The sequence below is a fragment of the Psychrobacter sp. APC 3426 genome, from assembly GCF_030408035.1.
Classification (GTDB): Bacteria; Pseudomonadota; Gammaproteobacteria; order Pseudomonadales; family Moraxellaceae; genus Psychrobacter.
This window is the reverse complement of the sequence record NZ_JASDCF010000002.1, coordinates 16744-28885: the sequence shown is the minus strand read 5'-3', so window position 1 is coordinate 28885 and position 12142 is coordinate 16744. Positions and strand designations below refer to the sequence as shown.

At 40.2% G+C, this 12142-nt stretch carries 6 protein-coding genes and 2 tRNA genes; 4 read left to right on the top strand and 4 right to left on the bottom strand.

Annotated features, from left to right (window positions below; translation table 11 throughout):
• Window positions 1-201: 201 nt before the first annotated feature.
• Window positions 202-1671 (bottom strand): sel1 repeat family protein, encoded by a 1470-nt coding sequence (locus QL919_RS02320; RefSeq protein ID WP_290187991.1) that lies wholly within the window; start codon window positions 1669-1671, stop codon window positions 202-204.
• Window positions 1672-1842: 171 nt separating this feature from the next.
• Complete coding sequence (locus tag QL919_RS02315; protein WP_290188168.1) at window positions 1843-3480, bottom strand: cardiolipin synthase; 1638 nt, start codon at window positions 3478-3480, stop codon at window positions 1843-1845.
• A 280-nt stretch (window positions 3481-3760) separates the two neighbouring features.
• On the opposite strand from QL919_RS02315, the gene QL919_RS02310 reads away from it, so the two are divergent.
• Window positions 3761-3836: transfer RNA gene (locus QL919_RS02310), tRNA-Val, on the top strand.
• Window positions 3837-3890: 54 nt separating this feature from the next.
• Window positions 3891-3967 (top strand) — tRNA-Asp (locus QL919_RS02305).
• A 300-nt stretch (window positions 3968-4267) separates the two neighbouring features.
• On the opposite strand, the gene QL919_RS02300 is transcribed toward QL919_RS02305, so the two are convergent.
• Window positions 4268-5575, bottom strand: coding sequence for a hypothetical protein (locus QL919_RS02300; RefSeq protein WP_290187990.1), 1308 nt, complete (start codon window positions 5573-5575; stop codon window positions 4268-4270).
• Window positions 5568-7478: an AAA family ATPase gene (locus QL919_RS02295; protein WP_290187989.1), complete on the bottom strand. Its 1911-nt coding sequence runs from the start codon at window positions 7476-7478 to the stop codon at window positions 5568-5570. Before QL919_RS02295 ends, QL919_RS02300 begins: the two co-directional genes overlap by 8 nt.
• Before the next feature lie 212 nt (window positions 7479-7690).
• On the opposite strand from QL919_RS02295, the gene QL919_RS02290 reads away from it, so the two are divergent.
• Both QL919_RS02290 and QL919_RS02285 read left to right on the top strand, forming a co-directional pair.
• A complete protein-coding gene (locus QL919_RS02290; protein ID WP_290187988.1) occupies window positions 7691-10525 on the top strand; it encodes a DEAD/DEAH box helicase family protein in 2835 nt (944 codons plus the stop codon).
• Window positions 10522-12087 carry a restriction endonuclease subunit S gene (locus tag QL919_RS02285; RefSeq protein ID WP_290187987.1) on the top strand — a complete coding sequence of 522 codons (1566 nt, stop codon included), beginning with the start codon at window positions 10522-10524 and terminating at the stop codon, window positions 12085-12087. Before QL919_RS02290 ends, QL919_RS02285 begins: the two co-directional genes overlap by 4 nt.
• Window positions 12088-12142 lie beyond the last annotated feature (55 nt).

The window sequence follows — 12142 nt, the reverse complement described above, 5'->3', positions numbered from 1 at the left end:
AATGACAGTATTAAAGGCGCTTGAAGTATTACATATATCTCTACACTGGTATATGTTTGCACTTGACTGCTATGACTTTTTTGGATTGAATCAACTATTGCAAGGTGGTAATTAATACAAGGTGACAATAAAAAACGCGCCAATTCTACCTCAATTTAACACTGAACAATACGCCTTTAATCACTGTCTGCCTCAAATATTTTAGACAATGATAAATATGAGTATCGCAACGACCAATACGGCACCCAGCAACATCTGATAGCGCTTGATACTGTGCTGTTCTTGCTTTTGCGTGGTTATCAATGCTTGTGCTTGCTGCCACTGACTCACCACACTCGCGGCCTCCACATGACCATTTTCTGCCGCTTGTTCGAGCCAGTATTTACCATTGTCTATATCCTGTGCCACCCCTACGCCTTGGTAGTACATTTTACTCAGTAAACGCTGGGCACGACTGTCATTTTTGCCAGCGGCTTTTTTGACCCACTCGGCTCCTAACTCATCAGTTGAATCTGTATTAGCGATTTTCTGAACGTCCAACCCTTCGTCTAGTAGCTCATACATTGCTAACCGTAGCATGGCAGCGGTATTGCCAGCGTTAGCGGACGCTTGCAACTTTAACAACGCTTGTTTCTTTGCCGCCACGTGCTTCTCTGAAAAGACAATTTGCGAGCGGGGTTTGTTCTGTTTGGCAATATACTGCTCAAACTGCATCAACACTATATAAGCTTGCTGATATTCAGTTTGACCAGCCGTCTGCACGACCTCAATCTCATCTAATTCTGTAAGCAGCTGTGTAAACATCTCTGGTGTGGGTGATGTCTTGGGTTTAGACGCTGACGATAGTTTTGGTGATGGTTTAGATTGTGGTTGAGGTTGAGACTGCGGAGACGCTTGTGCTGATGGCTGTGACGTTGTAGCAGTGCTTAAGTTACTGTTGGCTGGCAATCTGTCTGCTTTAGCTAACTCAGGCTTAATATGAGGCTGTTGTTGAGATAAGCTATCCGCTGACATCTCATTGAACGATACTTTTTCTAGAGATTTAGAGGTATCTACAGCATTGGCTGTCTCTACATGAACACCTGCCTTATGATTGGCATTAGGAAGCCTAGCGCTAACTGCCTGATACAATCCGCTTGCCACCTCACCACCTTGCACAGCAATAAAATGTCGATCAATATGACCAAACAGACGCAAGCCGATGGGCTCTAATGCAAAAAACAGTACATGATTGTCAGAAACGACTTCTGCGTGTGTCACCTGAATATCGTCTCTATAAACGACAGCCATATGCTGATAGAAATCATCGGTGATGAGTCCCAATTCGGGATAGCGCTTACCTAACTCAAACTGCCCATACCAATGCGGTGTATGTTGCCATTGCTGCGCCAGTACTCGCCCTGCATAAAATGCCAAAAACACCATCAAGTTGCGATAACGCTCATCAATCAATAGCGCCGCTTCATCCCAGTAACCACGCTTAATCAGGTCACGGCGTATCTGAGATAACAGTGTATCAACTCGCTGCAAACTTGCCAGCGACTCATCTAATATACAATCACGAAGCTCGCTTTCATAAGCGATACCACCTGCGATAGCGCGATCAGCCAAGAAGTCTTGCCAATAGCCTGCTGCAATATAATCAATGGACGTTGAGGGCGATGCAGACATAGACAAGCGCGTCCTTTTTTATGAATAGTTCATGGGCTTAGGTTTACTAAGATACTGATGGTCATAACCAACTAGCTTACTTTATTCTAAAATATAATACCATTGCCAAACATTTATAATGCTTAGTATGCTGCTGAGCAAACAAGTACACACCATCTGTATAGTAGAAGACTATAATAACGGACTAAACAAACGCACCACATTGTCAAACAAACGCTCAGCACCATGGCGTTGTTGCCACTCTTCTGGGCTTAAAAGTCGACAGCTTTGCAAATAGACCTCTTGGCAATCAGCGACTTGTGCCACCATCTCTGGGGTATAAATCGCTAAGCTGACTTCCATATTGAGATAAAAGCTACGCATATCGATATTAACAGTGCCAAATAAACAATAATCATCATCAATGACGACGGTTTTGGCATGTAGCAGTCCGCCTTTGAATAAAGCAATGGTCACACCTGCCTCAAGCAGTTCCTGATAATAGGCTTGTGATGCGTGTTGGACGAGGAACGAATCAACCTTTTCCGGCACAATTAGTGTCACTTCAACACCGCGCTTAGCCGCAATCGTAAGAGCACTTGATAGCGCTTCATCAGGTACAAAGTACGGCGTCGTAATACGGATACGCTTATTAGCACGGTGAATCACCGTTACCAAGGTATTGTAAATCACATGGGCGGTGACTTGCGGCGCTGAGGGTATCAATTGTGCCAGTACGCCTTCAACGATAGGCATCCTAGGTATCACAATAGAGGTAGAACCAATATCTGGCTGCTCGTGATAATCAATGCTATCACCCAGCACTTTTACTCGGCTATTTAGGTCGTTAATCGTCGGATCCATCACATATAGCTTACGAGTATAATTGTTCACCCGCTGATTAAGCGCATCTAAATTATCGTTATTTTCAGCACCGATATCTGTAACCACGACCTTTGCCATCGCAGTAGTAATACTGATTGAATGCTGACTGGTCATGCGCAACGCCACATCAATCCACTGCCCGACGTTTTTATTTTGTTTAAAAAACCTTGGATCAACCAAGTTAAAACTGCCGATATAGCCAATGTGTTCATCAATAACCACAATCTTACGATGATTGCGCAAATCAGAACGCTTAAATAGCGTCTTAAACAAACCTACGGGCAATGATTGATGCACAAACACACCCGCTCGCTCCAATGTACGATGCGCGCTACTATTAAAAAAGCTAAAACTGCCCACGCTATCAGCCAATATATGGCACTCTACCCCGCGCTGAGCCGCCGCTGCCAAAGCTTCTATCAATTCTAATATCTGCCCCTTAGGATAAACAATATAAAACTCCATCAGGATAATGCGCTGTGCTCCCTTGATATCATCAATCAAACCCTGAAAAATAGCATTAGGGTCAGTCAATAATTGCATCTTATGGTCAGGAAACACCCCAAACCCTGTCCATCGCGTACCAATTTGGCTAACACCTCGATAATTGACTGGTAGCAAATCCTGCCCTTGGTCAAACACCAAATGCTCACGCCGCGCCATATCATTCATCAGTAAGCTTGCTTGATCGACACGCTCGCGATAACGCCGCCCAATCATCGGCTCACCCAGCAAAATGTAAGCGATAAAACCGAATACAGGCAACGTATAAAGCACAGCGACCCAAGCAATCGACACCCCGATATTACGTTGTACAGAGACAATGCGTAGCGTCATTACTATCATAAGAACAATATGCAATACCAAACCCACCCCTGCAAAGTCTCCCCAAGACCAGGTTGTAAAGTATTGTTCAATAGTAAAAGTATCTATGCCCGCCTCCAACAATCAAGATAAAATAAACAACCAGTAGTATAGTAGCTTTTACACTTCGCACAATAGGTAACAATAATAAGTATCTTCGTAGAGACATCTCTAGATATATGGCTTATATCAGTGATAATCATTAGATTAAGAAGTTATTTTTGATTATTTGCTAAAATTGTCAAAATATCATTTGACAGCCATGTGTAAATCTATATAATACACACCCACAGCAACGGAGCTTAGTGACAAACTTAAGGGCTCAGTTACTGTTGAATAAATTGCATCGCAATTGTTCGAAGGGTGATTAGCTCAGTTGGTAGAGCGTCTGCCTTACACGCAGAATGTCGGCGGTTCGAATCCGTCATCACCCACCACTATTTTAGCGAAGTGGACCTCTTCATAAAGGTAAAACGTTAAAGATGACCTAAGCAGCGGTAGTTCAGTTGGTTAGAATACCGGCCTGTCACGCCGGGGGTCGCGGGTTCGAGTCCCGTCCGCTGCGCCATATTTAAAACGAATTTAAACTCTCGAGTTTAAGCAAGTTTCGCCTCAAGTATTCGTTTACTTGAGGTTTTTTTGTGTCTAATTTTCTTCTTAAACCCTTTCTTTATAAGAGCTGGATACTTTCTCTCTATTCATCTTTACCAAATGGTCTGCTCTTTAACAATGCATGAATGATAAGTTTTTGCGCATAAGCTCTATCTTTTGAAAATCGGTGACCAACTGCTCAGTGACCAAACGGTGACCATTTTGTGACCAAGATTGTGAAAAGTTGGTTGTGGTAAACGATCCCGTTTGACAGAGTTTATTCAGCTGTTTGATTTTTGAGAACAGGAACAGAGATTGGCACCTTATAGAACTTAGTAAAGCCTTCAATCGATTTACCAGCGGTTAAACTGTTTGGTAGCTTATCGCCCTCATCTTGATCAGTGTAGATAACGACACAACTGACAACACTTGATGACTGCTCCTCTACCGTATGGTAGCCTAGCTTATCTAATATACCCACGTCTCTTGCATAACCGCTTATCTGTCTAATATCTTCAATGATATAGCTTAAATTCTTGTCTTGTTGATAAGTAGGTCTGTATTTCGCATCTATGATAAGTGGTTGCATGTCATCTATCAGTAAATAGTCTGGATTCCCGTAGCTACCTTTCGCTTGAAAAAGTATCTTATCTCCATATTTATCTTTAAGAAGTCCTAACACGTACAGTTCGAAAAGTTTTGACATATCAATCCAGAACGGTGGTACTGATATTTGTTCAACGCTACTATTGTCGATCTCACTGATATGATAGCCAAAGCGCTTAAGAATGATCTTAGAGAGTTTTAAGGCTTCCTGATACTCTTTATAAAAGGAGTTACGCTTGACTGCTTTAAGCTCATGTAAATTAACTTCATCACTAACTCTCTCGAAAGCAGGTGTGCAATAGTCAATTAAACACTTCATTGATCCAAGATACTCTGGGTATTGAGATAAATAACGTCTAACAAAGCTTAGCGTATGCTTTAAAACTCTATTCTCAATGCTATCAAAGCCAAACTCTTCATAACTACAAAAGGTATTCGTAACTCTATTTCGAACTATATTCTTTTTGATATTTTGAGCAATTAATACTTTACCTTTAACTCTGCTATTAAGATTACGCTCGACTTTATAATAGGATTGTTTCAATCCCTTTTTTACCAAGATTTTTAGAGTTTGAAGAAACTGCATGATCAATAGTGGCGTTAATAAATCCATCTGCTGATCTATTTCAATAAAAGGCTCGTTTAGCTTAATGTGGTATAGGTCTTTAGTATTCTTAGCAATATCACCATGCGTAAGACATGATTGAAGCATGCCTAGATAGTCAATTTCTTGCAGCCCTTTATTAATCTTTGGTGCTACATAGATGGCTTGTTGATTCTTTACAAGCCAGTCTGCACCAATAAAGTATGACATTTTGAGCGAAAGGCTTTCTCTACCATAAACAACTTGAACGCATCGCTCATTCTTCTCATTGTCTTGAAAAAATATATCTGAAACCTCTACCTCTTTATAAGCAAAATCTATCTGCTTGTGTTCGCTTACAGTTCCTAAATGGTTTGATCTTATTAGCTTAGACATGAAGGTTTTCTACTACCTCTCTAGCGCTATCTAATAAAACACCGTCCTTTATGTACTCGTATAGAATGGGTTTAATCTCATATTTCAGTTTTATAGAAAGCTCTTTATAGAAATCTTCCTCGGATATATCCTTTTTAGATGGTAAGAAGTAGCTATGACCCAACTGAACGTCATCAGCATCAAAGTCAGAAGAAATTTGAGCATTATCACCTTTGAATAATTTCTCAATAGATTCGAATAGCTTTGTAGCTTTTTGAAATGTGATTACTTTTTTTGATGGCAATACGTCATAAAATGCAAAACGTCTACGAATGGCGTAATCAATGTGACCTACCGAGCGATCAGCCGTATTCATTGTGCCTATGATATATAGGTTTTTAGGGAGTTTAATATTTAGTATATTTTCATACTCATACATAGATTCAACGCTCTCACCACGATATTCAAGCGCATAAATAAGCTCACCTAGGACAGATGGTAGGTTAGCGCGATTAATCTCGTCGATTATAAGTACGTAATTACCATTAGGGTTATCAATAGCTTTTTTTGCAAATTCAGCGAGAATCTTATTCTCAACTTCATAGCTGATATTTCCAGCATCATTAGTCTTGGCAACGATACCCCTTACAAAGTCTTCATAGGTATAAGCAGGATGAAACTGAATTATTTTATACTCACCATGAGTCATCACTTCATCAAACTCAGATAAATCCTCTCCATCCTCTAAATTAAAGTTATTCCAAAGAATGCTAATAAACTCAATATTCGTAAGGTCAGTATCTAATTGATTTTTTTTACTAAGATAAATATCATTTAGCTTAGTGTTTTTTGCAATTACTCCTAGCTTCTTGTCGTAACTACCAAACAGCTTTAGAGCATTATTCAATATTTTCTCACTGTTTACAGGAAAATATTCATCTGGATAGTAGCTATGTAACACTTTTAACGTGAAACATGGACCAAAAAATTTAATGGAATCATCAAGGTCAGTTTTTTGAATTAGCTTTGATAGCTCATTAGCAATCTGTTTCATTGCAGACTCATCATCAGTTGAATTAGCTACCTTTTTATTGAGCATGTATCTATCGTTCTTCTTACTCCAATATATAGGGTAGTTGTTTGAAAATCCTGGTGAGAATGTACCCAATCTTTCTAACCCTACCTCTAGCCACCAGCAGAGCGAGTCGTTATCCCCATGCCCAATTGCATATTCTGACAAAGAAAGTCCGCTTAAGCACTCCTTAGGAAAAGATTCATAAAATTTAGATAATAATTTATCGTTTTTTGATCTAGCTGATTTTACTTCATCAGACTCTGTATCGAAGTTTTTCACTAAATCATCAATTATGGATTCAGGTGTACCCTTAAGTTCAGGTTGCGTCAAATTCTTAGCAACCAATTTAGCCAGTCGAGTTTTACCTGTGCCTGGCGGGCCTTGTAAAATTACTTGATGCTTGTATTTTAGGAGTGCAGATACTTCATTAATTTCAGTGTTACTCATAACTTTCTCATACCATTTTTTAATATTGATGTTGGTTTCTGCATCGCTATTGGTCATGTCACATCTAGTTAAGGTCTTCCTACCTACAATTTTTAGATCATATGCGGTACGATACCAATCTAATATTTCAACTTGACGCCGTCGCTCAAACCAATCGAAATTTCTATTGGTTTCACTCTTGTATTCATACTCTCCTATTACTTTCACTAAAGCTATTAAAGTTTCCCCTCTTTTAATAGCTACAATGTCTCCAATATCCATATCATTTTGAAAGCTAAGTTGTTGAGCTTTTCTTTTTTCTTTCCAGTCACCCATACCAATGTAACCTACTTGCTCGAGAACCTCTTTTTCACGTTTCCAATTTATATTATCTTCATGCAATTGCATATGCCAAAAATTCATTCTATTACCTTATTTTCATCGAATAGTTAAACGTTTTTTCCTATTCACGGGTTTAATGGCTACAATATTTGCTTACAAAGCAATGTTTGGCATAGTACCACTAACCCTTAGTGTGGAATAATATTTATTCCAACACTTGTTGGTCTTAGCTTTATCAACAATTTTCAGCTATATTAGTCTATTTAAATTCAACATTAAGATTGAACGTGAATATGACAACAAATCAGCGTCCAGAAGACATCGCCCGAGACAATATTGATCGCCAACTTAAACAAGCTGGTTGGTTGGTACAGAAACTCAAGGACTATAATCCTAATGCCGGTCTAGGGGTTGCGGTTAGGGAGTATCCAACTAGCACGGGCCCTGCTGATTATGTGCTATTCATAGATAGAGAAGCTGTCGGTATCATTGAGGCAAAAGCTGAAGACTATGGGCAGAAGATAACGACGGTTGAAGAACAAAGCGCACGTTATGCTACCAGTGACTTTAAGCATATTGACGAAGCAGATATTGCTTTTCTGTATGAGTCTACTGGTGTTATTACTCGCTTTACCAATCAAAATGATCCCAATCCGCGCTCACGAGAAGTCTTCAACTTTCATCGCCCAGAGACGCTAGAAAAATGGTTTGCCGAGGGCAAGAATACCTTACGTAAGAAACTAAAATCTATTCCTCCGTTAAATCCAGACGACTTACCAGCGTCAGAGCTTGACCTACGTGATTGTCAAGAGCGTGCTATTGTCAATATAGAAAAGTCATTTGCTGAGGCTCGCCCGCGTGCATTGATTCAGATGGCGACAGGAGCAGGTAAAACTTATACCGCTATTAGTATTATGTACCGATTGCTGAAATACACAGGTAAGCGCCGTATTTTGTTTCTAGTAGATACCATCAACTTAGGTGAGCAAGCAGAACAAGAAATGATTGTATTCTCACCACATGATGACAATCGCAAGTTTACAGAACTTTATAACGCGCAAATTATTACCTCGCCGCATGTCCCGTCAGGTGTCCAAGTTTATATTTGCACCATTCAGCGTATGTACTCTATCCTCAAAGGTGAGCCGCTAGACCAAGCATTGGAACAAGAAGGTCTGGAGGAATACGAGAAACATATCAAAGAGCCATTGCCTGTGGTTTACAATAGCGCCATTCCTCCTGAGTTTTTTGACTTTATATTTATCGACGAGTGTCATCGCTCTATCTATAACCTGTGGCGACAAGTACTCGATTACTATGATTCGTTTTTAATCGGTCTGACAGCAACGCCTGATAGCCGCACCTTTGGCTTTTTTAACCAAAACGTCGTTAGTGAATATACCCACGAAGAAGCAGTCGCTGATGGGGTCAATGTAGGCAATGAGGTCTATTTGATAGAGACTAAAATCACTAAAGAAGGCGCAAAACTAACGGCTAAAGAGCTGATAGAACACAGAGAAAAAGTCACTCGTAAAAAACGCTGGCAGGCACAAGACAGCGATGAAGCGTACTCTTCTAAACAGCTAGATAAAGACATTGTCAATCCCAGCCAAATTCGTACGGTTATAAAAAGCTTTAAAGACAGCTTGCCCAATATTTTTCCTGCACGTAACGAAGTGCCTAAAACGCTGATATTTGCTAAAAGCGACAGCCACGCTGACGATATCATTAATATTGTCCGAGAGGAATTCGGTAAAGGCAACGATTTCTGCAAAAAAATTACTTATAAAGCAGGTCAAGATAGAGTCGATGATGAAGGTGAAATCACTGAAGAAGGTGAAGCGGCCAAAACCGTACTGGCTAACTTCCGTAATAGCTATAATCCTCGTATTGCAGTCACGGTGACCATGATAGCCACAGGTACAGATGTAAAACCGCTTGAATGTCTGCTCTTTATGCGTGATGTCAAAAGTCGCAATTTCTTTGAGCAAATGAAAGGCCGTGGCACACGTACCCTCGATAAAGAAGGTCTCCAAAAGGTCACCCCTAGTGCTAGGAGTGCTAAAACGCATTACGTCATCGTCGATGCTATCGGGGTCACTAAATCGCTTAAAACCAGTAGTAGTCAATTAGATACCAAGAAATCGGTCAGCTTTCGTGATCTCGCTACAGGTATCATGATGGGTCAATCCGACACCGATACGGTAAGCTCATTTGCCAGCCGATTAAAACGTCTCGATATCGCTTTGGAACCTGAACAACACGCTACGGTAGAAAAAGCCACTGGTGGAGTATCGTTAAGTGAGTTGGTTAAACGCTTATTCACGGCTATCGATGTCGATCTCGTGCATGAGTCCGCTTGCCAGCTTGAAGGCATCAGTATTGACGAGACGCCTAGTGATAAAGCTGTGAAGAAAGCGCAGCATAAGCGAGTGAAAGAAGCCAGCAGATGGCTCAATGGTGAGCTAATCACAGAGCTTGAAGAAATCAGACGAGAAAGTGAGCAGAAGATTGATCACCTGAACATCGATGAAGTAACTAATATAGGTTGGGAAACTGACCAAGTCGAAAAAGCCGAGAGCCTTGTCAACCGATTTACTGATTATATAGAAGCCAATAAAGACAATATTACGGCGCTACAAATCTTGTATAATCAGCCGCATCGTCGTCAGGCACTCAGCTTTGCGATGATAAAAGAGCTATATGAAGCGATTAAAGCAAGCAAGCCACCCTTAGCCATATTCAGTGTTTGGGAAGCGTACTCCATCATCGATGGTGTGACCTCTCAAAAGGTGGAAGACGAATTAACGGCGCTGGTCAGTTTGGTGCGCCGTGTGGTCGGTATCGATGATAAGCTAACACCTTTTGACAGTACGGTACGTAAAAACTTCCAAGACTGGGTGTTTGCCCATAACGCAAGAAGTAAAACGCCCTTTACAGAGAACCAGATGGCATGGTTACGACTGATTCGTGACCATGTGACGACCTCGTTTGCGATAGCTTCTGATGACTTTGAGCTTAGCCCATTTAACCAGTATGGCGGCCTAGGTGAAGCTTATGAGGTGCTTAGTGAAGGCTTGGACTTTGACGAATTACTAAATGAAATAAATATTGAGTTGATTGCATGATAAATGAAGTAGATTTACCAGTAAGTTGGGAAATATGTAATATTTTTGATATTTCAGAGCCTAAACAATGGAAAACTATAGCTACAAAGGACTTATTAGAAACTGGCTATCCAGTATATGGTGCTAATGGGAAAATAGGTTTCTTTAATGAATACAATCATGAAGATCCAGCATTGATGATAACTTGTCGAGGGGCGACATGCGGTGAAATTCATATTTCAGAACCATACGCATATATAAATGGTAATGCGATGTGTTTAGATAACATACCGAAATTAATGAACTTTAAATATCTATTTTATTATTTGAAGAACTTTAACTTTTCATTCGTAATATCTGGTTCTGCTCAACCACAAATAACACAATCGGGATTAAAAGCAATTGATATCCCCATTCCTCCAGTAAACGAACAAAACCGAATTGTCGATAAAATTGAAACGCTGTTTTCAGAGGTCGATGCTGGTATTGAGAATCTAACGCTTGCCAAACGGCAACTTGGACAATACCGTCAGTCATTACTTAAGCATGCTTTTGAAGGAAAGCTGACGGCTAAATGGCGAGAAGATTATGCTGAGAAGCATGGCAAACCCTTGCCTAGTGCTGATGAGTTGCTAAAGCAGATTCAAGCCGCTCGTCAAAATTACTACGATCAGCAAATCGCGGATTGGGAACAAGCGGTTAAAGATTGGGAAGAACAAGGTAAGGAATGGTCAAAACCTAGAAAGCCTACTAAACCTAAAGAGCTTTTGGTTTTGGATAGTAGTGACTTGCCTCATGAATGGGTTGTTGTTGAATTTGAAGGAATTTGTGAGCTCATAAGAAATGGCCTATCTTTGAAGCCAGAAGGTCATGAGGGCACAAAAATATTGCGTATTAGTGCAGTAAGAGCTTTCAGCCTTAATCTTGATGATTACAGATACCTTTCAAGTGAACATGAGGTTCCAAGCTTTTTATTGCAACAAGGAGATCTGCTCTTTACAAGATACAACGGCACTAGACGTTATGTAGGTGTATGTGCTCTTTTTAAATCGACAGAGGATTATGTTTATCCAGATAAATTGATTAGAGCTAGAGTGGATTTAGATGAGGTAGAGAATAGCTTTTTGGCATATGGCTTGAATGTTGGGGTTAGTAGAAGCTTTATTGAACGTAGGATTAGAACCACTGCTGGTCAATCTGGAATTTCAGGCGGTGATATCAAAAAAATGCCTGTAGTTCTTTGTTCAAAACAAGAACAGGATATTATTGTTAGTACATTGGATGAAAAGCTAAGTGAAACAGATTCAATAATATCTACTTTAGAAAGTAAAATCCTTAAAGCTAATCTACTAAAAACTTCAATTCTTCATAAAGCCTTTCAAGGTAAGCTTGTACCACAAGACCCTAATGATCCGCCAGCCAGCGAGTTGTTAGCCCAAATCAAAGCCGAGCGCGAAGCCAAAGCACTTGCTGAAAAACAGGCGAAACAAGATAAAGCTGCCTCAAAAAGCAAAGCGAAAACCAAATCTGCTAAGACACCAAAGAAATCTAAAAAAGATGAGCAGATAACATTACCGCTTTAATTGCTAATACAAAAGCCATTTATCTATAATTTATCAGTACCAGATAGTATCCATA

Coding starts and splice junctions, on each gene's coding strand:
- QL919_RS02320 (WP_290187991.1), bottom strand. CDS start 1,671: ATGTCTGCATCGCCCTCAACGTCCATTGATTATATTGCAGCAGGCTAT.
- QL919_RS02300 (WP_290187990.1), bottom strand. CDS start 5,575: ATGTCTAAGCTAATAAGATCAAACCATTTAGGAACTGTAAGCGAACAC.
- QL919_RS02295 (WP_290187989.1), bottom strand. CDS start 7,478: ATGAATTTTTGGCATATGCAATTGCATGAAGATAATATAAATTGGAAA.
- QL919_RS02290 (WP_290187988.1), top strand. CDS start 7,691: ATGACAACAAATCAGCGTCCAGAAGACATCGCCCGAGACAATATTGAT.
- QL919_RS02285 (WP_290187987.1), top strand. CDS start 10,522: ATGATAAATGAAGTAGATTTACCAGTAAGTTGGGAAATATGTAATATT.